Here is a 23,982-nt window from a genome sequence, read left to right as displayed (position 1 = left end):
TTTTCAGGTAGCGGCTTCTCTTCCTTTGACAAATCCTAAAGAAGTGATAGCCATCACTAACGAAGTGCCTCCTTGACTTAAAAACGGAAGCGGAATACCTTTTAACGGCAACAGTCCAATCACCGCACCGATATTCTCCACCGTTTGAAAGACCAGCGAAAAAATGAGGGCGACACAGATGTACATACAGAAACGCGAATTGCTCCGCAAGCCAGCTACTAAAACTTGATAAAACAAGTAAAAATAGAGAAAAACAACAGTGGCACTGCCCACAAAGCCCCAGGCTTCCCCGATAAAAGTAAAAACCATATCAGACTCACGAACAGGAACATACACTTCAATCCCATGCACACCCTTGCCAAATAAACCACCCGAACCAATTGCCAATAAGCCTTGTACTTGTTGATAGGAGATTTTATCGACATAATCATAGGGATGAATCCATGCTAAAATTCGATCCAATTGATATTGTTTAAAATGTAAAAAGAAGAGTACTTTGTGCCCCCACTCTGTAAAGACTAACAGAATCAAGACCACGCCTAACGTTGCTAAAGCACTGAAAATAATGATTAAAATTTTGCGATCAATTCCCGAAATAACTAAAAGAGATAGAATAATCGTTACGAAAACAAGGGATGTCCCAAAATCTTTTTGTACCGCCATCAAGAAAAAAACAGGGACACTAACCGCAACGATTTTTTTTAGAAGTTGCTTGTCTGAACGCCATTTATCAGACCAGTCTTGTTGCTCATGTTGGACAATAATTTTTGCCAACATTAAAATAAACGCAATTTTCGCAATTTCTGATGGCTGAAATTTAATAAACCCTAAATCTAACCAGCGCTTTGTGCCCGTCAATAAATACATTCCTTTGTCATAGGAAAAATACAAAGCACTCATTAAGATTAATGAAAACCCATAGAAAAAAGGAGCTACTTTCCAAATAAATTTCTGTGACAGCCGACTAGCTAAAAACATGCCTGCATAGCCAACAAAAATAAAGAAAAGTTGTTTTAATGCTGGCACAGTTCCATCTTTTCCTTCATTAACGGCAATCCAATATTGCACACCAGAAGATAAAAGTGTGAGTAAAAAAATGGGCAATAATAAATCATAATTAAGATGTAAGTTGAATTTTTTTGTATTGACCATTTAACTGCCGCCTTTCGTTTGCAATAATTTTAATGACGATTCCTAATGCCACTGAAAAGATTAAATAACTTGTCCCACCGTAACTAACAAACGGTAAAGGAATTCCCGTCATTGGAATCAAACCCAAAACGCCACCAATGTTAATCGCCGTTTGAGCTAAAATCAAGGTCCCGACCCCTAACAAAAACAAGCCGTAACAATGATTTTTTATTACACAACTACTCCGCAAAATCGAGGCCGCTAAAAATAACAAAAGAAATAGCAATAGTAAGCCGCCAATCAAACCAAGTTCTTCCACAATCACCGCAAAGATAAAATCGGTTTGACCTTCTGGCAAGCCACCTTTTTTTACCATACCATTGGCTAGTCCAGTGCCCCAAAACCCACCGTTATACATCGCTAAATAGGCCATTGAAGGCTGAAATCCGCGATCATGAAAGGATAAAAACGGATTTTTCAAAACAACTAAGCGGTCATACACATGCGCAAAAAAATGTGGTAAGTAGCGGTGATCGCCTAGAAAAATAATTATTTTAGAAAGAAGCGCCGCGCTAGCAACGACAATCCCCGCAGCAATTACACTAAATTTTGCATGAATACTTGCTGAGAAAATTAAGACACTGCCAATAACTAAAATAAGAATGGCCCCGCCAACTTTGGGTTGAATCAAAACTAAAAATGCAACGACCAAAACAAACAGCCATTGTTTCCTTAACTGCTTCGTTGTCAAGCCATTTTCTTTTTCACCTAAATAACAGCTCAAGTAATAAATAATCGCAAAATTACAAAGTTCTGATGGCTGAAATTGGATTCCAAAGAGAGAAATCCAACGTTGTGCGCCATTCGCTGCTACACCAAAAAAAGGTAGTCGAACCATTAGCAGTAATAGTACCGAAACTAAAAGCAGTCCAATCGCAATTTTCTTATTAAATAACACTTCTAGTCGAACTTTGTAAATCACGAACATTAGCACCCAGCTGAGACACATAATAATGCCTTGTTTAATAAACACAGCAGTGGGCTTCACGCCTTGCATCAACAAGTCATAGCTACTGGCGCTATAAATCATTAACGCGCCAATAATACTTAATATAATAAAGGTCAAAAGAATTTTTGTTAGACCTAAAGTACGTAGATTCATTCTCTCACCTCTATCTTTTTCTAATTAAATCAATCTTACCAGTCTGAGTTAGAAAACAAATAGAGAGTTTTTTATAGAACTATTACTAAGCTTACATAACAAAAAGTAGCTAGACTTGGTTCATTTCACCTAGTTTCGCTACTTTTAAAAAAAGCCATTTATATAATTTTTGTGTGTTGCTCACATTTCTGATAAATTTTTCCAAACTTATCTCTTTCTAAATACTGATAATCTACTAAATACCGTCTCAAAAGTGCATAATCTTCATAGATTTCTCTAAGTCGCTGATTGACTTCTTTTTCCGTATATTCTTTCCCAAATTCAAATTGGTTGGCCACACGTTGAAACACTTGGACTTTTTTCGCATTTTTCTTGGGAATAACCAGCAACTTTCCTTCTTTAAAAAAATTTTCAACCATGTTTATTCTCTTTTTTTTGTTTTGACTATTGTTTAGAAAATTGATGATTCAGTTTTTCTTTCTGTTTATCGGTCCATTTGCCAGCGACTTCATTGACAATTGTTTCAGCAAAATCACCTACTTTTTCTCCCGTAATATTTTTGATAGGTGTTCCGTTAGCAGCTCCTTCTTCAAACAAATCAAGTAAATCAGTCAACGCATTGAACATATTGGCTCCGCTATGATCTGAAAAATGCCATGCATATTTTTCAATTTCTTGAAATACTTGTCGATACTCTGCTGGTAATGCTGCAATCCGTCGTTTATATTCTTTGTACTCTTTTTTATCCCCCACAACTTTTTTGATCAACGCTTTAAAATTTGACATGCTCTATCCCTCCATTTTTTTCATCTTGTTTACTTGTTTTGAAAGCAACGTCCAACGCTGCCAAAAATCAGCGAGTTCTGCTTCTCCTGATGAGGTTAAGCGATAGAACTTCCGCATTGGTCCTTTTTCTGAAGGCTTTTTTTCAGCTATAACCCATTGATTTTTTTCTAAACGCAGTAAAATCGTATAAACGGTTCCTTCAACAATTTCAGTAAACCCTTGGTCATTTAAAATTTTTGTAATTTCATAACCATATGTTTCTTTCCTTTGGATGATGGCTAAAACTAAACCTTCTAAAATGCCTTTTAGCAACTCTGTCTGCTTCACTGCTTTTCCTCCCTAAACTACTCTTTAGTACTATGTACCACTACATAATAATACTGAGTACCGGTTCTGTCAACTACTTTGTAATAAAAAGTAGTAAAGACGCGACAACCACCAGTACTTAACTAGTAGTTGTCGCGTCTTATTATTCTTTATTCATTTATTCCGAGTTCTGCTTCAAAGGCTTCTAATTCTGCAGGGTGTGTTTCTGGATAAGCAAAGCATGTTGAAAAATGCCACTCCCCACCACTTGTGCCAAAATAACCTGGCAGTAATTCCAAAGCCAATAATGCTTCTGATGTTTCTTTTTCCGGTAACGTAATCTGAAAAGTAGTCGCTGGAACAAAACCGAACTTCGTATAGTAAGTTGGATGGCCCAGGATAATCAATCCGCCGACGCCTAATTCTTTGGCCTTCTGCACAGAATGCTTAATTAACGCTAAGCCTACGCCCGTGTTCTGTGCTTCTGGATGGACACTTAGCGGCCCAACGGTCAAAACAGCCTTTTCTGTATGATCAGGTAATCGTAGTTTGGCTTTTGAAGACATAATATGACCCGTTAATTTTCCTTGATCAGTTTCTGAAACTAAGGACAACTCCGGAATAAAGTCGGCACTTTCTCTTAATAAATGCACGATAAAATGCTCTGTGGGACGCCAGTTTTCGGTCAAGTTTAATTCCTTGAACGCTTGATACGTTAAACGCTCTACAGCTTGATACTCTGCAGGTTTTTCTTGACGAATCTTCATTATTTGTCCTCAGATTGTCGGAAATAGTCAGCCGTATCTCGTTCATCTTGTTTTAATTGGTCGATCAAGGCTTCAGCCCCATTGAATTTCACTTGGTCACGTAAATAATGATTCCAACGAACCACCACTTGCTCACCATAGATGTCTTGATGGAAGTCCAAAATATAGACTTCCACGGTTAAATCGCGTCCTTTTCCAAAGGTGTCATTATGACCAATTGAGCCCATGCCGACATACCATTTGCCACCAACTTCGATTTGCACAGCATAGACGCCAATTCTTGGTAAGCGCACGGTGCTTTTCACTTTGACATTAGCGGTCGGGAAACCCAATAAACGGCCACGAGCATCGCCATGGACAACTGTTCCTTCTGTTTCATAAATATATCCTAACAACTCCGTGACCTCCTCCATTTCGCCGGCTTCCATTTTTTCGCGAATTCTTGTTGAGCTAATTTTGGCACCAGTCATTTCTTCTTTTGGTACTGTCACCACTTCAAAACGGCCTTGCGCATAAGTTGGTAACTGTTTGACTCCAGCGATTTCTTTAGGACCATACGTATAATCAAACCCAGAGACTGCCACTGCACTATTTAAATTAACGATATACTGATCGACAAAATCTTGCGGTTTTAATTGAGCAAACGCTGAAGTAAATTCGACAATATATAAAATATCAACGCCCAAGTTGGCCATTAGGCGTTCTTTTTGTTCCAAGCTAGTTAAATATTTCATATTTTCTGGTAAAACTTTTTGAAAAACGATTGATGGGTGTTGGTTGAAGGTCATCACAGCTAACTTCAAGCCTTTTTCCTCTGCAATCTTTTTGCCTGTTTCAATTACTTTTTGGTGGCCTTTGTGAACACCGTCAAAAAAGCCTAGGACCATCACGACTTCTTCATTAGGAATTTGATTGGGTTCATAGGGATGATGTAGTTGAATAACTTGCATGTGCAAAAACTTCCTTCTTTTTTATTTAATTGTTCCGTAGAACTTTACTTGGTTTCAATAATTTATCATGCGTTGGGTGTGGCATGTATAAACTAACCACTTGATTTTGGTAAAATAAGGCAACTAAGGATTCTGGCATTGCCTTTATTCCTAGTTCTTTTTTGTGCAAACGCATGCCATTTTTTACTTTTTGATACAATTCATCTGATAAATCAATTCGTGGGAATTGTTCTACTGCTGTCTCAATAGGCAACAGGCATTGATCAATTGTTTCAGCAGCCATTTGTTTGGCTACTTCTTCTAACGTTAAGCATTGCGCAGCTTGCAAACCGCCACTTGCCGTTCTCGTTAAATCCGACATATGGGCAGGATAGCCTAATTTTTTGCCAGTATCCACGGATAATGTCCGCACATAGGTTCCTTTGCCACAGACCACTTTAAACCGCCAACTTTGTGTTTGAGCAGATTCATTAAAAATTGGTTCACTAGTACGTTCAAATGAATAAATCATAGCTTTTCGCTGGGGCCGTTCAACTTCTTCCCCGTTCCGGGCATATTCATATAAACGTTTACCATTGACTTTCACCGCAGAAAACATCGGTGGTATTTGTGTGATTTCACCTGTCATTTCGGCCATTGCTTGATCAATTTGTTCAGTTGACAGAGGTGTTGTAACTGGTTTTTTTTCAACAATTTCGCCACTAACATCTTCGGTTGTCGTAGCAAATCCAAGTGTAATTTCACCTTCATAGGTTTTGCCAGAATCTACCATGTATTCGATCACTTTCGTTCCTTTGCCAACGCAGATGGGTAAGACCCCTTCGACATCTGGATCTAGCGTACCACCATGACCAATTTTTTTGGTATGTAAAATTTTTCTCAATTTAAATACGCAGTCATGACTTGTCATGCCACGTTCTTTCCATAACGGTAAAATGCCGTCCATTATAGTTCCTCCAGTTCCGATAATACTAACTTTGTCATTATAGCATAAAAGTACCTAGCTTCGCAGTCTCCGTTGCTTATTCCCTTTGGCAAAATCTCTGCTAAATGCAAAAAAGCCACAAACTCTGATAAAAGCAGAGTTTGTGGCTTTTTTTAGCTAGTAAATGATCCCCATGTATTCTGTGCGTTGCCATCGTTTGGTCCGATTGGCAAATAAATTCTCGCGCCTGACGTATCTGTCCCACCAATAAAAACATACCCATCTGCAATATAAAACGCATCGTAATAAAAGCGAGTATTTTTGGGCCAAATACCATAAATGGGTGCTGACAAACTAGGTTGTCCTGCTCTTAAAACAATGCCTTCGTCCACACCAATTAAAAATGATTTCTTCGTTTGCGGGTGCCAAAGTTCAGCAATGTCGCCGTCGTTCACATAACCTAACAAGTGTCCGCTATTTTCAATACGGTAAAGGTTTTGTCGGTCTGGTAATTTCGCTGTAATTGTTCCTACCTGTGTCCAAAGTGCCTCTGCTAATAGATGTTCATTGATTAAAGCATCTGGTGTTGGATAGATTGAAGTGAAACGAATTGCTTGTCCTACTTGATATTTTGGTGCATTAGGTTTACCCGGCTGAACAATGACAGTCTCACCTGTTTCAGAAACGCCCGTTTGTAAATCTTGTGCCAACTGCGCTTTACTAATCCCCCAACGCGCTAAATAACCATAAGGATCTGTATGATCTCCCCACCAATTTTTTGTAATCCAATCATGAGTGACTATTCCATAACCTGTTCCATCGTCCAGCGAAAAATCAGCACCAATGTTCTGAGCCAAATCACGGGCCAAATTAACATAGGCAGCATAATCTTTTTTAAACGTCGCCGCATTATTCGTGCGAGCCAATTCGATTTGCGCATAGGCTTTTTGGTTAGCTAAAGAACCTGCGCCATATTGAATTTGGCCAGCAGGAGCTAATTGTTTCACTCGTCCACCAGATCCGACAAAATATGAGACATAAGCATTTGACCAATTTCGTTTCATATAGGCTACTTCATTGTCTAAACTGTGTGGTCCTAGGTTCCGCTCGTTTCCAGATTCATGTAAAACAATTAATTCATTGCTTGCAGAGCCTGGAAAATAAGTAAAGTTGATCGGATCCGCTTCGATGATGTAAGCGCAAGCCGTCATCGGAATCGTTAAACTTAAGCCAATCACTAAAGCAAGTTGAATCATTAATTTTTTAAACATAGCATACTCCTTTCTAAAAAAAGCCATGAAAGGAAAGTCAAAATAACTTCCCTTTCATGGCTTAAACCTGCAGATAAATGGCGGGACAGAAGTAATTTCTTCGGCAATCAGCCGAAAGTTCTACGTTTGTCCCGACCACTTCTACTTAATCATCTTTATTTTTTAACTGAATAAATAACTCTTTTAACTTTTTCGGCATAGGAATAAAGGTCGCAATGTTTTCAAAAAAAGAAAGTCCTTCGTTCGCAATGTAAAAAATCAGAACCATTTCCCGAATTGGCAAATTGTTCCCCACAACTTTTTCAACACGAACCGCTACGGCAACCACAAATAACATCGTCACTTTTTTCGCAATTCCGAGCATACCAATCCGACTGGACAATTCTTTTGTGGCGATTGCCTTAATCCAACCTGTGATGAAATCGACAATAATTAAAAAGAGGAAGACATCCAACAATTGATCTAATCCACCTAATAAACGTACGACAATCCCACCGAAAATGCTTAAAAGCATTGTTATTGTGTTGAGATAACGTTCCATAAAAAGTCTCCTAAACTAGCTTGTTATTTTGTCGGAAACGGATCGTCCGTGTACCAACTTCCTTGGAGGTAAATATTTCCAGCTCTGCTTGAGGCAAAAATTATCCCTTGATTCCCGATTTCATATAGTGCATTACAATTAGGATACGGAAAAGCGGCAGGTGCAACTGACAGCGGAATATTCCAGACACTAGCACTTATTTTTGAGGACATTTTGTACCCAGTTGGTATATTAAATATTTTAGGCATGTGGGTATTCAATTTCGTTGGATCACTCAAATTACATCTTACAAATGCATCGACACGATTTCCCACCCTGATTAATACAAATTTCATATTATCCTTATTAAAGGCCGCCTGATATTTTGCCTCGACTTCACCGACTCCACTAGCTTCATAAATGGCCATTCTAGAGGATTCCAAAGGCACACCATTGACGGTTGGCATAGTCACAAAATTCTTCACCCCAGCAATCTCTTGATCACCTGTTTGTGTCACAGCTTGACCTTTAATCGCTTCCGCAACGTTTTTCGGGTGCATATATTTACTCGTTAAAGTTCCCGCGACTGCTTCGCTGTCTGATGCGAAGCCATAATTTTCTACATTGCCTAGCCCCACTTGTTCAGCGGTTACTTGGTGCGGGTTATCTTGATTTTCCATATGGGTATTGAGTTGCTCTGCTTGAACAAAACCACTCTTCGCTAAAACCGCTTGGGCATCAACAGACAGCCCAATATGAAGCCCCACGTAATCAACTTCTACGCTGGCTGGCGTTACCCCATTTGATGAATCTGTATAGCTCATTAAATAAATGAAACCTTCATCTGTGATAAAATTCTGATCATTGATTTGAATTGAAAAATCGCCGAACTCTTTTGCTGATTCTTGGATTTGAGTTACCCAATTATCCGTAGTTGGTAAATACGTAGCGATTTTAATCGTTTGATTATTGGGCGCAGCGGCTTTCACACGTTGATTAATCGTAAAAAATTGAACGTTCTGGCGAATAAATGCCACCGACTCGTCAGTTGTGAATGTTTCAAACATTTGTGGAATTAATTTTTTTGCGGCTTCAACGAGATTGAAGGCCGCTAACTGTTGTGGAATTACACCGCTTTGGGTGGAACCTGTTTTCACACCCTCATCATCACGGCTGGCCATTTTATTGTAGTCCGCTTGGGAAACTTCCTCCCAAACGTCTGTTGGCTTCTTAAGAATTTTAGCCGTAAAATCAGTGGAATAACTGTTTGCATTGGTGGCTGTATTGCCGGCCGTTTTACCGTTAAAGTCTAACTTCAATTTGACAGTGGTTGGCTTAGCCAATAAAGAAATACCGTCTGCTTTTGTCATACGGTCATTCAAATCAATTTGAAGACGATTCGCTAAGGTAGCTTGTTTGATGCCTTGTGTATCTGTGCGTGCTTGGACAATTTCTGGATTACTATCACCCGCTTCTGCTACTAATTGATCGAAATCATTTCGCAAAGTATCAAATTCTTGTTTATTATTATTTGCCGTTGAAACTGCATTTCCTGCAATCGTAATTGCTGTTTTGGCATTGTTCATCGCTTGGTCGGCTGTTTCATTTGCTTGATTGCCTGCATCGGTGGCAATTTGTACGGCTTCTTTACCAGCTTCATCTGCGATGTTTTTTGCTTCAGAAATTCCATTCGTTAACTGGACTTGGTAAGCATCTACTTTCTCAGCTGATGCATTCGACTGATCCAAGATTGCATTGATTTTAAGGCGACCTTGATTCAGGGTATCTAATTCTTCAATATGTTCTACTGACATTTCGTCACACTCCTCTAGTTTTCATTATTTTATTAAAACTGGCCACCCAATTGGGATTGAATATACACACGACAGATGACCGAAGCATCCAACCATAGTGGCTGATGAGAGAAAAATTGAAGCGTGTGATTGCCGCGTTCGATTTTTCCATCTGTTGTTTTTCGTAAATAACTCAAAATGTTTAGCCGTTGTTGTTGCGATGATAGTTGGGGTAATTTTTTGCCATCCACTACCAAATCAATGTTCGTTACAGAATGCGAAGGTCCTTTAGCAGTTGCCTTGAACGTTAATTCTGCGGTGTTTATATAAAGAATGTCCTCGTCAAAGTATAAATTCAGCTCCACTGGCTGTGTCTTGCTAAGTTCTCCTTGTATTGAACGATTTAAAAGTGTCGTCGCCCCTTGTGCGTAAGTTTCGTTAATCTCTTGTTTCCGACTGAAAGCTGTCATGGTACTATGAATTGTTTCTTGCAGGTTTCCCAACTCTAGCTGAATGTCTTGGGGGGCACCAAAGACATCTTTTTTGCTTTCTTTTTTAATACGAAGGTTGACACTCCCAAATTCATTCGTATTAATCATGATAACCGTGCCCAACCGCAAACGATCGATTGCCAAAGGTTGATCTGTTAATTTAATTAAATCAGCTGCAGTCACTACCCAAGAAACTTGTGGCTTGGTCCATTCTTCTAACATTCGCAAAGCATTTTCCTTTAATGCCTTGGGATCAGAAAAACGCTGTTCCACCCAAATTGACTCCAATAAACCATAGCGGTCAATTGCGGCCTTGTTCTCTAAATACGGAACCCCTTGATTGACCGAGCGAATATTGACTTTGTTAACACCTTCGCCTGAACCTAATGGATAAATCCGATTGATTAGCATCTTGGGATTACGTTCTATTTCAAATCCTTGCATGTTGTAACCTTCTTGAATTCGCGCAACTGGTTCTGTTGGCGGTTTGACTAATGAAAGTTCAAAAGGATAGACCTCTGTATTCCATTGCCAAAGATATTCCTCTTCGAAATCGGCTGGGATGCTAAATAAAGGCTCAACTAACCCATTTTCATTTTCCCATTTATAGGTTAATTTCCTTGAAAAATCACATTTTTTTAGGACCCAATGCTTTGTTTTTTGTTTATTCAATAAAAATTGAATGGCCTCTTTCGTTGTTTTGTTTTTAATTTCGTGACAACCAAAAAGGACAGTATCACCTAAGGTACATAATGCTTCTGTGGCAGAGTAATGAATTTGATTATTGTTCGCATCTTTCTTAATTGTGGTTGGCATCACGCGATATAAACCAATATATTCATTCTCATTGTCGGTCAGTTCCACCCATTGCATTTCTGCAATAAATTCATTTTTAGGATCATCTAGTGGCATGGTAAAATCTAAACTGCCAATTTTGTTCTCTATTTTTTCATAACTGACTTGATAGGCATTATCCAAGATTGCCGTATATGTTCTTTTCAAATCCAGCGCCATTAACATTTAATCACCCTCCTACACAAATCGGTTAGGATAGCGAATCGTCAAGCGGAAGTCGCTATCTTTGGCTTGAATATACAGCGGTTCATTAGGATATAGATAAAAATCGTTCATTGGTCGAATCATCGGTGCACCATTTTTTGTCAGATAAAAATTTTCAGTATCGATAATAATTTCCGAACGATCAAAGTCTCCTAAGTTAATTGTATCGTTCCGTGTTTTAATCCAAACACCACGTCCGGTTCCTGTTAAAATAATGGTCGGTTTGACTTTTAATCCTTCGACCGTAGGATAAATTTCAATTGGCTGAACTTCTTTGCCTAAATCCCCCATCGTGTAAGCCCGATTTTGAAAGGTAATCATGGTTGATCCCCAATAAGCCCCGCCTTCAATTAAAATTGGAAAATCAACTGCACCTGAGCCTGTATTCCCCATTAAGTAATTCGCTTGAAATGTAATGGTTGGCGAACCCCACATCACACTAGTCGCATCACTCCGTGTGTATTTATACGGATCAGAAAGCAATAAAGTAAAGGTGCCTGTTACTTGGTTAACACCTTCGGGTACATCACTCACTGAAGACTTACTGCCAAACCACAGCATTTCCGGTTCATCGTTAAACCAAATAGAAACGTCTTTTTCCGTAAACAAAGCAACGTTTAAATGATTAAATGCATCTCGAAATGCTTCATTATTCACAGCTGAAAGGCGATATTTGACTGTTAATTCTCGTTCTGGAATTCGCGCATAAACGTGACGTTTACCATCACGAATCCCTAATTGATAGCTTTCAATTTCGCTTGGAACTAATTCTCGTCCTGAAACTGATAATGTTTGATAGCCAGGGATGACTTTTTCTAAAAATTGGCCGTTAAAATTCAACGCTTCTGAAGGAAGAGGCGTTGAATGAGTTGCTTGATTGGTATCAACAAATTTATACATGTTATCCTCTCCTTCCTAAGCGGTTATTTTGTTTCACTTGTTGTCGTTGTAACTCTGTTGCTAAATAAGGCGCCGTAGTTGCTGCGACAACTTTTCCATCTAACGTTGACTCTACTGTCACAAATAATGGTCGATTGTATGCATCATTTTCTAAACGATGGTCAATCGTTGCCGTGAAGTTTCCTCGACCAGCTAAGTCCAAGGCAAAATCATTTAACAGCGGTAAATCTAAAATAGAAGCCATTGCTCTACTAACGGCTGTTTCGCCTGCATAAATCCCCGTGGCAATCGTGCCGCCGAAATTCAATTTATGCAAATCAGATAAGGGACCTTCTTTTGCTGGTGAAAATGGTAAAAAGTTACGAATTTTACTGACGACCCCATCGATTGCTTCTTTGGCTTTTCCTATTGCGCCTGTAATTCCATCAGCAATCATGCCGACAATATTCGCACCGGCATCGGTGAATTTTGAAAACCAACCTTGGATTGCTTGCCAAGCACCTTCAATTACAGAACCAATGGCATTTTTTACCTGATCGGCTGCATTGGTAACCCCATTTTTGATATTTTCAACTAACTGTCCGCCCGAAGCTAACAGTTGACCAAAATAAGAACCAATCTTCGTGATCATTTGTGAGATTAATGTTCCTGCTGCGGACAGCAAGGCACCCAATAGACTGAGTACACCATTAATTAAGGCTTGAATCAGTTGAATCCCAGCACTTAACAACTGTGGCAACGCATTGATTAACGCACCCATTAAAGCGGTAATTAGCGTAATTGCTGCAGTAACCAGTTGCGGTAAAATTGAAATAATCCCTTGGATCAAAGCCATTAGCAATTTGACGCCTGCGCTGATGATTTGTGGCAAGGCACCAATTAAGGCATTTACCAATGTCAAAATTAAGGTAATAGCTGCCGCAACTAAGGTTGGTAAAATCGAAATAATTCCTTGAATTAACGCCATTAACAATTTGACACCTGCGCTGATAATCTGTGGTAAGGCACCTATCAACGCTGTCACTAACGCTAGAATAATCGTCAGCGCTGATTGAATTAACTGAGGTAAAATCGTCATAATCCCAGTGATTAATGCCATCAAAATTTGTAAACCAGCAGTCAAAATCAACGGTAACATCGTAACAAATGCATTGACTAAGGCTGTGATAATTGAAACACCTGCAGTAACTAGCATTGGTAACGCTGTGACAAAAGCTGTCACTAATGTAGTGATGATATTAATCGCTGCAGTTGTAATTGTTGGCAAGGCGGTGACAATCGCATTAACTAAAGTCATTAATAAGCTCAAACCAACTTCTATCAACATTGGTAAGACTGTTGTAATCCCCTGAATCAACGTAGTAATAATTTGTGTTGCCGCTTCAATTAAGACTGGCAAATTGGCAACAATCGCACCAACAATTAACGTAATTAAACTAGATAACGCGGTGACGATGCTTGGAATAGCTTCTGTTATTTTCCCGAGAATACTGGTTAAGACTGTTGTAAAAAGTTGTATAACTTTCGGTAGATTAGCCGCAAGCATTGTTGTAACAGATGTAATCGTGTTACCTAAATTATCAAAGACTTGGGTAATACCACCCGCACTCAAATCACCGGTTTTCATCCAGGCCGTCACGAATGAAACAATCAAGGAAATAATTAGACCAAACGGCCCAGAAATTCCTAATGCAGCCAGTGCAACCTTTGTCAGAACTTTTACCAAAAGACCAACCGCTAAACCAGCTTTGTCAAAGGTGCCACCAAATTGCCCTAATAAGTTACTACCTAATTGCAAACCGCTGGCAAAAACGCCTGCTAGCACACGACCAATTGTTGAAAAAATAGTCGCCATTTTCTCTAAGCCTACTGCAAAAAATTGTTTAAAAACTGCCATTACTTGCTGAAAGGCCGGCTGGATCTGTTGTAGCAATCCTACCAATTTGCCAAACGCCGCTGAAACAGCTCCTTGAATGGCACTAGCTAAGCTATTGATACTATTTCTAAATGTTTCATTGGTTTTATAGAAATAAATAAACGCTGCTACCGCTGCTAAAACGGCTGCTACAATTAAAATTAATGGTCCTCCACCTAAGGCACTAAAACTAGCACTTAGTTTTGATAAGCCACCACCTAACTTCCCAATGTTTCCTTGTACAAGAGCCAAACCAGCACTAAACTGTTGAAATTTTTGCTGAGCCATCGTTACCATAATCAACATGGGCCCAATGGCGGCTAAAATGCCCATAATGGCAACAATAAAAACTTGGACGGGTTTTGGTAATTTGATAAATAAATTCACCAAAGCTGTAATGCCTTTGACGACTGTGATAACCACTTGAACCAAAATTTCCATTCCTGGAGCCATCACGCTTTGAATCACTTGTGCTGCCGCTTCAAATGATTGATTCATCTGAGTCAATGCCCCTTGCAACTCGCCTTGCAATGAATCAGAAATCCCTCCTGCACTGGCCATAATCAGTCCTTGCATTCCTTGAAATTCGCCACTGACCCCAGCACCGACGCCCATAGCTGTTTTTAAAACGTTCAGCATAGGTAAGGAAACGGCACTAGTCATGGCCGTCCCAAAGCTCAGCATATTATTTTGTGCATTAGTAAAGCCATCAGAGGTTTCTTTCCCCGCTTTTTTAGCTGCTTCACCGGCTTGTTCAGCAGAATCTGTTAACGCTGTGTTCATTTGATCTGCTGCCTTTGCTGTTTCGTCTCCTGTTTTTTTCACTGTTTCTCCAGATTGTTGCATGACGGTTTTAAATGTGTTCATGACCGTGGCTGACTGATTGACACCCGCACTAATTTTCCCTAAATATCCACTTAATAAGGCATACTCACCGCTCATACTTTTTAATGCTTGTTGGACGCCTGCAAGGCTTTTCTTTGCCTCCGATAACGGCGTTTTTTCTTTGTCATTCTCCATCTACTCTCCTCCCTTCTCGATAGCGGCGTAGACGCTCTGCCACAGTGGCAAGTTGCGTTTTTTTCCGCTCATTTAATTTTGTTCGTTGTGGCTGGTTAGCTGCCAGAACTTCAGCAACTCGTTTTTCATAATCATAAAAACTTTTAAAGCTTTCAAAAACGGGTTTTCCTTTTTTGTTTGTCGCTTGCGCTTTAACATTTAAGTAGGCAAGCTCGTGCCTTTTCCGCTCTTCATCTACTTCTGCTAAATTAAAAGCAATCATTCGTAATTCAAATTCAGACATGGTCATCCGATCCACTTCTTCAAATGAATGACAGCCTAAGTAGCGAAAAGCAGAAAGAGCGATGTCGTGATACACGTCATCGCTCGTTTTAATTAGTTGGTCGCTTGCGCTTCTGCTTTCTTCGCTTCTTTGCTGAACTGATCGATCATTGGTTTTGTAAGAGGTTGCTTTCCCATTTCTTTAAGCAAATCATCTGAAAGTTTTTTGACATCTTGGGTCATTAACCATGCTTCAATTTCCGACTTACCTATTTTTAATTGCCCACTTTGTAAAGCTTCCATGATGTCAACTAAGATTACTGGATTGTATTGGCGTAAATAAATCATTGCTGAACTGATGCCCATGCCGAATTTGGCAGCGCCATTTTCAATTTGGTAACGTTTATCTAATTCGCGAATCGCGCCAATCGTAAATTTCACTTCAATTGTTTTTCCGTTAATCTCTAAATTCATTTTTTATCCTCCTAAAATTCAACACTTTTTGATTATTCGCCAGGTTGTGGTGCTTTATCTGGAACGGTATCTTGGAACGCATATTGTGCTTCTGCAATAATATCTGCTTCTACTGTTGCAAAACCATCTTGTGGTTTGCCATTAATAGAGGCTTCTGTTTCAATTTCTACTAATTCTTCTACATTGGCTGGTAAACTCCATGAATTTACATAACCTTGGGCATAAATTGCTGGATATTTACCTTCCGCATTTTTTTCACCTTTTAAATCAACATCCCAAAATTCCATTAAGATGCCATCTTCGACTGCGTCTTTCATGTATAAATTTTCATCATCTCGAGAGGCTAAACCGCTTAACGATAACGTAACTTCTAAACCAGATACAGCATTCGCAACGCCATCTTTTGTTTGCGTACCGCTCGATTCACGTGAGAATTCCCATTCATGTTCAATTTGAAATAAGGGTTTCATTGCTTTCTTTGTCGCTGCTTCATCCAAGCGACGAACTAATAAAATACGGTCTTTTCCTTGCATAACTTCTCCCATTGATAATTCCTCCTAGTAAAATTGCATGTGTAATGGTAGTACAGCATGCCAAATTGTTTTTTTCATTTGTTTGGTATCTTTTACCATTTGTGCTTTGACTTCTTGATGTTTGATACCCCAATTAAAATGAGCCGTTCGTTTTAAGTTACTGGTTGCCTGCCGTAAAATCGTTCCTTTAATTGTAGAAATTTGTTGTCGTTCAGATAACGCACCATAAACATGCATTATTAATTCAATTTCACCCAAAATAGCTGATTTAGTTGGCTTAGGTAATTCTTTACTATCACCTAAGTAAACAAATGGCTGATCTGGTAAATCTGTCGGCAGTTCCTCTAGCAACAAAAATCCTGACGTCTGGCATATTGCAACAAGGGCTTCATATAACTCTTGTTCCGCTTCATTCATTTTTAGCGCCACCTTTCCATTCAAAAAATTCAGGATTGGTTAACAAATTGGCTCTCTTCTAGTCAAAATGAAGGATTTTGAAAGTAGCCGGCATTTTCTGCTCCTTCATAGCTGACACAAGAAAGCAGTCAAAATTATAGAATTCCGTGTCTTCATTTTTTGGTTGCCTCACGTTTATCTATCTCTTTCGACACTATTAATTTACCATGTTGACACCTGAAAAAATTCCACGCTTTTTCCATGTTTACATCCCTAGTTCATCCGCCACCGCTTCAAAGAAATGATTTCTTAATTTATAGGCTTGGCTTTTACTAATAAATAATTGCTGGGCAAGTCCAATTAATGTTAAAGAGGGCCGTTTTTTCATATATAGTTCTTCAATAATCACGCGCGTTTGTTCATCCGCTTCGGCTAAACAATTTTTGATAATGTCTCGATTTCTCTCTAAGTTCCACAGACGACGATCCATAGCTATCGTAATCGCCATTCGTTCGGTCACTACAGAGTGAAGTCCTTGTCCTCTAATACCAGCATTTAAATCTGCTTCTTGATAAGGGTGCCGTAATTCTTCTTCCCGTTGACGGATATACTCATCTGTTTTATAAAAGTCTGCTAAAATATCTTTGATATAATTAAATGTTGACGTACGCATTGGTTAATCTCCTTTACTTTTATTCATTTAAAAGTGTTAATCGATAAATAAAATAACACTCTTTCGACATGTCTAAGCCGTGACGAATCGCTTCATCTGAATAACCGAGCCAAATTAAATAGAGATACTCGCTTTTTGTAAACGATGCGGCCTTGATGGATTGGATGGGTCTTGATTGATCCATCGACCAATTACCGATTGCTTGTCCTAATTCTTGAATTTCCTGCATAATAAGTTTATTTTTTTGACTTGCCCAATCGGGATATTGATTCATTAGTTGTAAGAGTCGTTTTCTTTTTTGTGCTTTTTCGCTTTGTTGCTTTGAAATATCTTTAAATACAACGCTTTTCATTTCAAATAAATCTTTTTTACGTTTTGTTAAATTACTCATGTTTACGGCCTTCTCTTTCACCAATTAGATAACCTAACATTAGTGTCATTGTCCAAAAGATAAACCCAATAATAATTGTTAACATATTTATTTCACACTCCTCATTCGTTTGTCTGTTGTGTCTTTATATTGGAAAACATAGCCACTGGCGTGCTTCATTAGACGAGAAATAATGCGTGTTCCATAGGCCTCCACCAGTTGTTTTCCAGAAAAATTAGTAGTAAAAATAGTTGCTTTATTCTGTCTAGCTTCTAAAATTCGGTTTAAGATGTCATTGTTAAAATCCGTACTAACTTTATTTTTAATTCCTAATTCAGCACCTAAATCATCTAAGACCAAAACATCTGCTTTTTTCATTCTAGTAATATACGCTTGAGCCTTTGCTTGGCTTTTGGCCGATTCATTCATGGACATTTTTAGTTTTTCTAATAACTCAGAGTAGCTGACAAATAAACAATACTTTTGATATGCAGAGCGTTCTAAGACTTCAACTAAAATACTGATAGCCAAATGACTTTTACCGACACCAGGTTTCCCTGAAAAAATAACGTGAATTGGCTTTTCTTCAACAATCGCTGAAACTGCTGCTAAGGCCCGTTCTTTTGCTTGTCTTGTTTCTAATTCAGTGGTTTGGTAATTGGTTAAGCGACATTGCCGTAGCGCATCATCAGCAATTAAGGACCCTTGATGAAAAAATTTTTGTGTACGTGCCATAAAACTCTCTTGAGAACGTTGTTGAGTGGCTTCTTGTTCATGTTTTTTTAGCATTTTATACCCACACGACCAACAAGTTGGGGCACAACGTTCTGTGCCATCTTTATTTTTTTGTTGCCAAACATATTGTTCACTGCCACATTCAGGACAACGGTCTTCAACTTTTTCTAACAATTGACTCAATAGTATTTGAAAAGTTTGATCTGTCGCATGCATACTGATTTCCTCCTTTCTTTAAAAACCTAACTCTTGATATTCTTCTGTCATTTGCGGCGTATGCTCCAACACTTGTTTTTTATCATTTACCAGAACTTCATGTACGGATAAATAATTTTGTTGCTCCCAACTTTTCAAAATAGCATTTACATAGCCGTAATTCCGTTTATTTCGATCGACTGCAATTCCTAAAGCATGCAAGATTAATTGGCATGCTTCCTCTTGGCTAGCCCCTTTTTGTATAAAATCTTGCAACCAATACTTAAAATCTTGGCTTGTTTTTGAGGCCAGTGTACCAAAGCCGTTTTCCTCATAAAAATGATAAATCATCTTTAAACAATCGTTTTCTGAACTACTACCTTGACTCTGACCTAACTTAGACTGGACTATGCTTTCCTGTGGTAACCGTTGGTAGTCAGCTGGTTGACCACCGACAGACGATTCTGCTTTAAACGTATAAGCTTTGCTATTTTTTTCAACAATCTGATTTTTCTCTTCTTGATACAAGGTTGGTTTGTAACGATCACTGCGAATATAATTATGAATTTTCCAATGTTTGATAACGATCACACCACTTTCAAATACTAGAATAAATTTTTTAACCATCAACAATTTTAGATCGTCTTCCCCACAACCGACCATTCGCTGCAATTTTTTGGGATTATTGATAAATCCATCATCATCGGCACGCATCGCTAAATGAAAATACAGAGCCTGACTTGATAAGGGCATATCTAAAAACGCATCACTATCAATAATCGTTTTTGCAAACATGCGTCGTTCTGCCAATCCGCTTCTCTCCTTTTGACTAAATTATTGTTACTCTGTTAGTAATTCCATGAGGCCAATCATACCAATCACGATGGCCCCAATTTTTATTGAGACACTGCTTATTAATAAAATAATTGCTAAAAGTAACATATCCGACAACGTTTTTTTATAGTTCTGACTCATTTCTTCACCCTTTCTAGAAAAATACGGTTTTCCGAACAAAGCGTTCAAAAAAATTTGTTCAGTTAACCGAACATTTGAATGGCTCTATCTTAGCATCAAATATTTTCACTGTCAACTCATAAGTTCGGTTTTATGAACTGCTAAATTTAATTGCGATTGTTACTTGCCTTCTCTAAACAGGTATAGTATACTTTGAGGCAATAGGAGGTTCGGAAATATGAACATTTTTGCTGTCCGTTTAAAAGAGGCTTTAACAGCCAAGAACATCAAACCTAGTGATTTAGCGAAAAAAACTGGCATCGGTAAATCTTCGATCAGCGATTGGCTAGCTGGTCGTTACGAAGCAAAACAAGACAAAGTTTATCGCATTGCAGATGCATTAGACATTAATGAGGCCTGGTTGATGGGACAAGAAGTTCCCATGGAAAAAAATGCCTCAACTATCGACCGCATTTATAAAAAATTAGAACCCCAACGACAAGCCATCGTTTATCAATTTGCCGAACAACAATTACACGAACAACAAACGCAAGCAGAAATTCTCTCATTCCCTCGCCGTGACGAAATGACACTGGCTGCCCACGCTGGGGATCCAGAAAAGATATTTTCAAAAGAAGAAATCGAGAAAATTCACGATTACTTGGATGAAATTGATGCCAAATATCAACAATCGATTTCTTCTGACAAAAAAGAGGATTAACTTCCCATCTACTCTTTTTATTAAGTAATGGCAGGTGAATGGTAAAGTGAATGATTATGAAAAACTCGTCAGTTCCATTCAAAAGGATGTGACGGTTTTAGAAATTGATTTATACAATCAAACAGGTTGTTATGGGTTGTATCGAAATGGCAAAATTTATATTGAAAAAACATTGAGTACCCGTCAAAAGAAGAACATTTTAGCCGAGGAATACGGGCATTATCAAACATCCGTTGGCACTATTTTAAATCAAAATTGTACAGAAAATCGGAAGCAAGAGTTGAAAGCCCGCAATGTGGCCTTAGAGCAATTAGTTACATTAGACGATTTAATTCGTTGCTCTGAAGCTGGCTTAAGCAACCATTATTCTTGTGCTGAATTTTTGGAAATCGATGTTGAAACATTAAAAAATGTGATTACGTACTATCGACAAAAGTATGGCGCCACTTATCTTTATAAAGGACGGATTTTTGAATTTAGGGATTATTCTGTGATGGTATTAAATACTGGGTTAACTTAAAAAGCATGGAACAAAATCAATAAGGATTTTGTTCCATGCTTAAAAGTATTCTGGAAAATTCAAGAGCGGTTTTTGTACCAATGGTTAATATGTCCAACGCCAAGCATAAGATTGGGGACAAGTATAAGGACGAATATAAATGACGGCCAAAATCCGATGAACTGAATAATATGTTCCCGCATACTATGTAGTACAAAGAAGAAAAGAAAAAAGTACAGGGAACTCTTGCCTGAACCCATTTCTTTTAAATAACGATCTCCATTTTTATAGAAAACAACAATTCTTTTCATCTTTGCACCTCCATGACTATTTTATCAAGAAATCATGAAAAGAAAAAGCACACCATTCGTCTGGTGTGCTTTTTCTTTTTAATTATTCACCTTGATTCAACTTACGAATCAACTCATCAATGTGATTTCCGTATTGGACAGATTCGTCTCTTTCAAAAATCAACTCTGGTGTTTTATACAAGGTTAACCGTTGTCCTAATTCTTTACGAATCAGTCCTTTGGCTTTGTCTAAGCCTTGTTGAGCTTTTTGTTGTTCGGAAGCTAAATCAGATAACAAGCTGTAATAAATCGTTGCTTGTTGTAAATCACCGGTCACACGAACATCTGTAATAGTGATGCCTTGGACGCGTGGATCTCTGATGCGTTTGTTCAAGATATCATTCACTTCACGCATGATTTCTTGACCTACACGACGGTCACGATAATTTGCCATAGTGTCTTCCTCCAATTACTAAAATTATTGTTTGATTTCTTCCATAATGAAGCCTTCAATCGCATCATCTACACGTAAATCATTGAAGTTTTCAATCATAGCGCCACATTCAAAACCAAGTTTGACTTCTTTCACATCATCTTTAAAGCGTTTCAAGCTTGCTAATTTACCTTCATAAATAACAATACCATCACGAATGACACGCACGCCACTATCGCGGCGAATAAAGCCTTCTGTAACATAACAGCCAGCGATTGTGCCAACTTTAGATACTTTGTACAATTCACGAACCGTCATTTGACCCGTAATTTTTTCTTCAAATTCTGGATCTAATAACCCTTTCATCGCTGTTTCGATTTCTTCTAGGGCTTTATAGATAATACGGTGTAAACGAATATCAACTTCTTCTTGTTCTGCTTGTTGTTTCGCTTGTGGTGTTGGGCGAACGTTAAAGCCGATAATAATCGCATTACTTGCTGCAGCTAAAGTTACGTCGCTTTCATTGATGGCCCCAACTGCCGCGTGAACAATTTTCACACGAACGCCTTCTACATCAATTTTTTGTAAACTTGCTGAAACGGCTTCGGCAGATCCTTGTACGTCTGCTTTGACAATGATATTAACTTCTTTTAATTCGCCTTCTTTTAGACTTTCAAATAAGTTATCCAATGTCACACGGCTACTTGCTGAACGTTGTTCAAGCAACGCACGTTTAGCCCGTTCTTCCCCTGCTTGACGTGCTGTTTTTTCATCTTCAAAGACCACAAAACGATCACCCGCTTGAGGAACATCATTTAATCCGGTAATTTCTACAGGAGTTGCGGGTCCTGCTTCTTTATCACGGCGGCCCATGTCATTGGTCATCACACGAACACGTCCGTAAGTATTACCAACAACGATTGGATCACCAACATGTAAAGTTCCTTGTTGAACGAGTAATGTCGCAACCGGACCTTTACCTTTATCTAAGCGCGCTTCAATCACTGTTCCAATTGCTTTTTGCGTTGGATCAGCTTTTAAGTCTTCTACTTCAGCAATCAATAAAATATTTTCCAATAGCTCATCAATGTTTTGATTGAATTTCGCTGAAATATTGACGAAAATCGTATCTCCACCCCATTCTTCAGGAATTAATTCATGTTCACTTAATTCTTGTTTCACATGATCAGGGTTCGCACCAGGCTTATCAATTTTGTTAACTGCTACAATAATCGGCACTTTTGCCGCTTTGGCATGGTTAATCGCCTCGATTGTTTGTGGCATTACTCCATCGTCCGCTGCAACAACTAAGATGGTAATATCAGTGATGCTGGCACCACGCGCGCGCATACTAGTAAAGGCCGCATGTCCTGGTGTATCTAAGAACGTAATTGGTTTGCCATCAATATCTAACTGATAGGCACCAATATGCTGCGTGATACCGCCTGCTTCACCTGAAGTCACACGAGAATGGCGCAATGTATCTAATAATGTTGTTTTCCCGTGGTCTACGTGTCCCATGATTGTGACAACAGGGGGACGTGTAGTTAAGTTTTCTTCAACAACTGCTTCTGGTTCGAAGAATTTATCAATGTCCGCAATATCAACTTGGACTTTTTCTTGCGGTTCCATGCCATAGTCCACAGCTAATAATTCAATTGTATCTTTATCTAAGGCTTGGTTTTGGTTAACCATGACACCCATCATAAATAATTTTTTGATGATTTCCGCTGGTTCGCGGTGGATTTTTTTCGCAATATCCGCCACGTTCATACCTTCTGTATATTCTAAAACATCTGGTAATTCACGGAATTTACGTGCTGGTACTGCTGGCTTCGCTGATTCTTGTTGATGTTTGCCTTTTTTCCCTTTTTTGTTGAAACGATTGCGGTTTTGGTTATTAAAGTTATTCCGGTTATTACGATTTTGACCGCCACCAAAATTGTTGTTACGGTTTTGGCCGCCACGGTTTTGGTTGTTCCCGCCATTGTTATTTTGGCTGGTCCGATTTTGATTCGTTGTAGAACCGTTATTGTTTTGGGTATTGCGGTTTTGATTGTTTGTATTTGTTTGATTGCTACGGTTTTGTGTGTTGCTTTGGCCGTGACGATTTTGGTTGTTGTTGTTTCTTTGTTGTCCATTCGTTGATTGATTGTTTGGACGATTTTGGTTATTTCTTTGTTCACCAGGTTTATTGTTCATTGGTTTCTTATTGGCTGGTTTATTTTGTGTTGTTTGTTGCTTTTGGTTGTTTGTTGCTTTTGATTGAGTATTTACGGTACTTCCTCCTCCGAATGCTTGACGAAGCTTTGTTTCTTGCTCGGAACTAATTGCGCCCATATGGTTTTTAACATCCATACCTAATTGATGCGCTTTATCGACAACGTCTTTGCTTGCTTTATTCATTTCTTTTGCTAGTTCATAAATTCTTTTTTTTCCCATGCAATCACCT

Annotated in this window: 28 protein-coding genes; 2 read left to right on the top strand and 26 right to left on the bottom strand. The window is 38.7% G+C overall.

Annotated features, from left to right (window positions below; genetic code table 11):
* Window positions 1-3: 3 nt before the first annotated feature.
* From IGK27_RS05450 to IGK27_RS05340, 23 genes are all read right to left on the bottom strand, one after another.
* The gene (locus tag IGK27_RS05450; RefSeq protein ID WP_002357833.1) at window positions 4-1,152 is read right to left on the bottom strand and encodes an FtsW/RodA/SpoVE family cell cycle protein; all 1,149 of its coding nucleotides are present in this window, start codon (window positions 1,150-1,152) and stop codon (window positions 4-6) included.
* A complete protein-coding gene (locus IGK27_RS05445; RefSeq protein WP_002357834.1) occupies window positions 1,118-2,293 on the bottom strand; it encodes an FtsW/RodA/SpoVE family cell cycle protein in 1,176 nt (391 codons plus the stop codon). Before IGK27_RS05445 ends, IGK27_RS05450 begins: the two co-directional genes overlap by 35 nt.
* Window positions 2,294-2,451: 158 nt before the next feature.
* Window positions 2,452-2,712: a DUF2087 domain-containing protein gene (locus IGK27_RS05440; protein ID WP_002360471.1), complete on the bottom strand. Its 261-nt coding sequence runs from the start codon at window positions 2,710-2,712 to the stop codon at window positions 2,452-2,454.
* A 25-nt stretch (window positions 2,713-2,737) separates the two neighbouring features.
* A complete protein-coding gene (locus tag IGK27_RS05435; protein WP_002357836.1) occupies window positions 2,738-3,079 on the bottom strand; it encodes a DUF1048 domain-containing protein in 342 nt (113 codons plus the stop codon).
* 3 nt (window positions 3,080-3,082) lie between these two features.
* The gene (locus IGK27_RS05430) at window positions 3,083-3,406 is read right to left on the bottom strand and encodes a PadR family transcriptional regulator (protein ID WP_002357837.1); all 324 of its coding nucleotides are present in this window, start codon (window positions 3,404-3,406) and stop codon (window positions 3,083-3,085) included.
* 149 nt (window positions 3,407-3,555) lie between these two features.
* The gene (locus tag IGK27_RS05425; RefSeq protein WP_033626355.1) at window positions 3,556-4,152 is read right to left on the bottom strand and encodes a GNAT family N-acetyltransferase; all 597 of its coding nucleotides are present in this window, start codon (window positions 4,150-4,152) and stop codon (window positions 3,556-3,558) included.
* On the bottom strand, window positions 4,152-5,102 hold the full coding sequence (gene ribF, locus IGK27_RS05420) for a riboflavin biosynthesis protein RibF (protein ID WP_267589412.1): 951 nt from the start codon (window positions 5,100-5,102) through the stop codon (window positions 4,152-4,154). Before ribF ends, IGK27_RS05425 begins: the two co-directional genes overlap by 1 nt.
* Before the next feature lie 25 nt (window positions 5,103-5,127).
* Window positions 5,128-6,048: a tRNA pseudouridine(55) synthase TruB gene (truB, locus tag IGK27_RS05415; RefSeq protein WP_002357840.1), complete on the bottom strand. Its 921-nt coding sequence runs from the start codon at window positions 6,046-6,048 to the stop codon at window positions 5,128-5,130.
* A 152-nt stretch (window positions 6,049-6,200) separates the two neighbouring features.
* On the bottom strand, window positions 6,201-7,325 hold the full coding sequence (locus tag IGK27_RS05410) for an SH3 domain-containing protein (RefSeq protein ID WP_002392536.1): 1,125 nt from the start codon (window positions 7,323-7,325) through the stop codon (window positions 6,201-6,203).
* A 118-nt stretch (window positions 7,326-7,443) separates the two neighbouring features.
* A complete protein-coding gene (locus tag IGK27_RS05405) occupies window positions 7,444-7,839 on the bottom strand; it encodes a phage holin family protein (RefSeq protein WP_002357842.1) in 396 nt (131 codons plus the stop codon).
* A 23-nt stretch (window positions 7,840-7,862) separates the two neighbouring features.
* A complete protein-coding gene (locus IGK27_RS05400; RefSeq protein WP_033626356.1) occupies window positions 7,863-9,632 on the bottom strand; it encodes a hypothetical protein in 1,770 nt (589 codons plus the stop codon).
* 32 nt (window positions 9,633-9,664) lie between these two features.
* Window positions 9,665-11,122 (bottom strand): phage tail protein, encoded by a 1,458-nt coding sequence (locus IGK27_RS05395; protein ID WP_033626357.1) that lies wholly within the window; start codon window positions 11,120-11,122, stop codon window positions 9,665-9,667.
* A gap of 12 nt (window positions 11,123-11,134) precedes the next feature.
* On the bottom strand, window positions 11,135-12,061 hold the full coding sequence (locus tag IGK27_RS05390) for a distal tail protein Dit (RefSeq protein ID WP_002371249.1): 927 nt from the start codon (window positions 12,059-12,061) through the stop codon (window positions 11,135-11,137).
* A gap of 1 nt (window position 12,062) precedes the next feature.
* Window positions 12,063-14,996, bottom strand: coding sequence for a phage tail protein (locus IGK27_RS05385; RefSeq protein ID WP_010822746.1), 2,934 nt, complete (start codon window positions 14,994-14,996; stop codon window positions 12,063-12,065).
* Window positions 14,986-15,354, bottom strand: coding sequence for a hypothetical protein (locus tag IGK27_RS05380; RefSeq protein ID WP_002365551.1), 369 nt, complete (start codon window positions 15,352-15,354; stop codon window positions 14,986-14,988). The genes IGK27_RS05385 and IGK27_RS05380 overlap by 11 nt, the downstream gene beginning before the upstream one ends.
* A 17-nt stretch (window positions 15,355-15,371) precedes the next feature.
* Window positions 15,372-15,731, bottom strand: coding sequence for a tail assembly chaperone (locus tag IGK27_RS05375; protein ID WP_002357848.1), 360 nt, complete (start codon window positions 15,729-15,731; stop codon window positions 15,372-15,374).
* Window positions 15,732-15,763: 32 nt separating this feature from the next.
* On the bottom strand, window positions 15,764-16,276 hold the full coding sequence (locus IGK27_RS05370) for a phage major tail protein, TP901-1 family (RefSeq protein ID WP_002365550.1): 513 nt from the start codon (window positions 16,274-16,276) through the stop codon (window positions 15,764-15,766).
* Window positions 16,277-16,288: 12 nt separating this feature from the next.
* Window positions 16,289-16,705, bottom strand: a complete 417-nt coding sequence (locus IGK27_RS05365; protein ID WP_002382237.1) for a hypothetical protein — start codon at window positions 16,703-16,705, stop codon at window positions 16,289-16,291.
* Window positions 16,706-16,925: 220 nt separating this feature from the next.
* Window positions 16,926-17,333, bottom strand: a complete 408-nt coding sequence (locus IGK27_RS05360; RefSeq protein WP_002360491.1) for a RinA family phage transcriptional activator — start codon at window positions 17,331-17,333, stop codon at window positions 16,926-16,928.
* A 19-nt stretch (window positions 17,334-17,352) separates the two neighbouring features.
* Window positions 17,353-17,745, bottom strand: a complete 393-nt coding sequence (locus tag IGK27_RS05355; protein ID WP_002360492.1) for a hypothetical protein — start codon at window positions 17,743-17,745, stop codon at window positions 17,353-17,355.
* 66 nt (window positions 17,746-17,811) lie between these two features.
* On the bottom strand, window positions 17,812-18,654 hold the full coding sequence (locus tag IGK27_RS05350) for an ATP-binding protein (protein WP_002365547.1): 843 nt from the start codon (window positions 18,652-18,654) through the stop codon (window positions 17,812-17,814).
* Window positions 18,655-18,672: 18 nt separating this feature from the next.
* Window positions 18,673-19,428, bottom strand: coding sequence for a DnaD domain protein (locus IGK27_RS05345; RefSeq protein ID WP_025191725.1), 756 nt, complete (start codon window positions 19,426-19,428; stop codon window positions 18,673-18,675).
* Between the two features lie 45 nt (window positions 19,429-19,473).
* Window positions 19,474-19,656 (bottom strand): hypothetical protein, encoded by a 183-nt coding sequence (locus tag IGK27_RS05340; protein WP_002410734.1) that lies wholly within the window; start codon window positions 19,654-19,656, stop codon window positions 19,474-19,476.
* Window positions 19,657-19,825: 169 nt separating this feature from the next.
* On the opposite strand from IGK27_RS05340, the gene IGK27_RS05335 reads away from it, so the two are divergent.
* Both IGK27_RS05335 and IGK27_RS05330 read left to right on the top strand, forming a co-directional pair.
* On the top strand, window positions 19,826-20,308 hold the full coding sequence (locus IGK27_RS05335; protein WP_002360496.1) for a helix-turn-helix domain-containing protein: 483 nt from the start codon (window positions 19,826-19,828) through the stop codon (window positions 20,306-20,308).
* Window positions 20,309-20,342: 34 nt separating this feature from the next.
* Window positions 20,343-20,828 carry a toxin gene (locus tag IGK27_RS05330; RefSeq protein WP_002382232.1) on the top strand — a complete coding sequence of 162 codons (486 nt, stop codon included), beginning with the start codon at window positions 20,343-20,345 and terminating at the stop codon, window positions 20,826-20,828.
* Window positions 20,829-20,887: 59 nt separating this feature from the next.
* On the opposite strand, the gene IGK27_RS05325 is transcribed toward IGK27_RS05330, so the two are convergent.
* The 3 genes from IGK27_RS05325 to infB form a co-directional block, all read right to left on the bottom strand.
* Complete coding sequence (locus IGK27_RS05325; RefSeq protein ID WP_010715121.1) at window positions 20,888-21,118, bottom strand: hypothetical protein; 231 nt, start codon at window positions 21,116-21,118, stop codon at window positions 20,888-20,890.
* A gap of 82 nt (window positions 21,119-21,200) precedes the next feature.
* A complete protein-coding gene (gene rbfA / locus IGK27_RS05320) occupies window positions 21,201-21,551 on the bottom strand; it encodes a 30S ribosome-binding factor RbfA (RefSeq protein WP_002360497.1) in 351 nt (116 codons plus the stop codon).
* A gap of 24 nt (window positions 21,552-21,575) precedes the next feature.
* Entirely contained in the window at window positions 21,576-23,972 is a 2,397-nt protein-coding gene (infB, locus tag IGK27_RS05315; RefSeq protein ID WP_002357859.1) for a translation initiation factor IF-2, read from the bottom strand.
* Between the last annotated feature and the right edge of the window lie 10 nt (window positions 23,973-23,982).

The organism is Enterococcus sp. DIV0236 (assembly GCF_050558525.1).
GTDB classification, from domain to species: domain Bacteria; phylum Bacillota; class Bacilli; order Lactobacillales; family Enterococcaceae; genus Enterococcus; species Enterococcus faecalis.
This window is presented reverse-complemented; position numbering and strand designations above follow the sequence as displayed.

What these genes read in the sequence shown, in the direction of transcription:
- IGK27_RS05385 (WP_010822746.1), bottom strand. Translation starts at nt 14,996, where the DNA reads ATGGAGAATGACAAAGAAAAAACGCCGTTATCGGAGGCAAAGAAAAGC.
- IGK27_RS05390 (WP_002371249.1), bottom strand. Translation starts at nt 12,061, where the DNA reads ATGTATAAATTTGTTGATACCAATCAAGCAACTCATTCAACGCCTCTT.
- IGK27_RS05325 (WP_010715121.1), bottom strand. Translation starts at nt 21,118, where the DNA reads ATGAAAAGAATTGTTGTTTTCTATAAAAATGGAGATCGTTATTTAAAA.
- rbfA (WP_002360497.1), bottom strand. Translation starts at nt 21,551, where the DNA reads ATGGCAAATTATCGTGACCGTCGTGTAGGTCAAGAAATCATGCGTGAA.
- IGK27_RS05400 (WP_033626356.1), bottom strand. Translation starts at nt 9,632, where the DNA reads ATGTCAGTAGAACATATTGAAGAATTAGATACCCTGAATCAAGGTCGC.
- IGK27_RS05425 (WP_033626355.1), bottom strand. Translation starts at nt 4,152, where the DNA reads ATGAAGATTCGTCAAGAAAAACCTGCAGAGTATCAAGCTGTAGAGCGT.
- IGK27_RS05405 (WP_002357842.1), bottom strand. Translation starts at nt 7,839, where the DNA reads ATGGAACGTTATCTCAACACAATAACAATGCTTTTAAGCATTTTCGGT.
- IGK27_RS05395 (WP_033626357.1), bottom strand. Translation starts at nt 11,122, where the DNA reads ATGTTAATGGCGCTGGATTTGAAAAGAACATATACGGCAATCTTGGAT.
- infB (WP_002357859.1), bottom strand. Translation starts at nt 23,972, where the DNA reads ATGGGAAAAAAAAGAATTTATGAACTAGCAAAAGAAATGAATAAAGCA.
- IGK27_RS05335 (WP_002360496.1), top strand. Translation starts at nt 19,826, where the DNA reads ATGAACATTTTTGCTGTCCGTTTAAAAGAGGCTTTAACAGCCAAGAAC.
- truB (WP_002357840.1), bottom strand. Translation starts at nt 6,048, where the DNA reads ATGGACGGCATTTTACCGTTATGGAAAGAACGTGGCATGACAAGTCAT.
- IGK27_RS05410 (WP_002392536.1), bottom strand. Translation starts at nt 7,325, where the DNA reads ATGGCTTTTTTTAGAAAGGAGTATGCTATGTTTAAAAAATTAATGATT.
- IGK27_RS05435 (WP_002357836.1), bottom strand. Translation starts at nt 3,079, where the DNA reads ATGTCAAATTTTAAAGCGTTGATCAAAAAAGTTGTGGGGGATAAAAAA.
- IGK27_RS05375 (WP_002357848.1), bottom strand. Translation starts at nt 15,731, where the DNA reads ATGAATTTAGAGATTAACGGAAAAACAATTGAAGTGAAATTTACGATT.
- IGK27_RS05370 (WP_002365550.1), bottom strand. Translation starts at nt 16,276, where the DNA reads ATGGGAGAAGTTATGCAAGGAAAAGACCGTATTTTATTAGTTCGTCGC.
- IGK27_RS05345 (WP_025191725.1), bottom strand. Translation starts at nt 19,428, where the DNA reads ATGTTTGCAAAAACGATTATTGATAGTGATGCGTTTTTAGATATGCCC.
- IGK27_RS05440 (WP_002360471.1), bottom strand. Translation starts at nt 2,712, where the DNA reads ATGGTTGAAAATTTTTTTAAAGAAGGAAAGTTGCTGGTTATTCCCAAG.
- IGK27_RS05445 (WP_002357834.1), bottom strand. Translation starts at nt 2,293, where the DNA reads ATGAATCTACGTACTTTAGGTCTAACAAAAATTCTTTTGACCTTTATT.
- IGK27_RS05360 (WP_002360491.1), bottom strand. Translation starts at nt 17,333, where the DNA reads ATGCGTACGTCAACATTTAATTATATCAAAGATATTTTAGCAGACTTT.
- IGK27_RS05350 (WP_002365547.1), bottom strand. Translation starts at nt 18,654, where the DNA reads ATGCATGCGACAGATCAAACTTTTCAAATACTATTGAGTCAATTGTTA.
- IGK27_RS05450 (WP_002357833.1), bottom strand. Translation starts at nt 1,152, where the DNA reads ATGGTCAATACAAAAAAATTCAACTTACATCTTAATTATGATTTATTA.
- ribF (WP_267589412.1), bottom strand. Translation starts at nt 5,102, where the DNA reads ATGCAAGTTATTCAACTACATCATCCCTATGAACCCAATCAAATTCCT.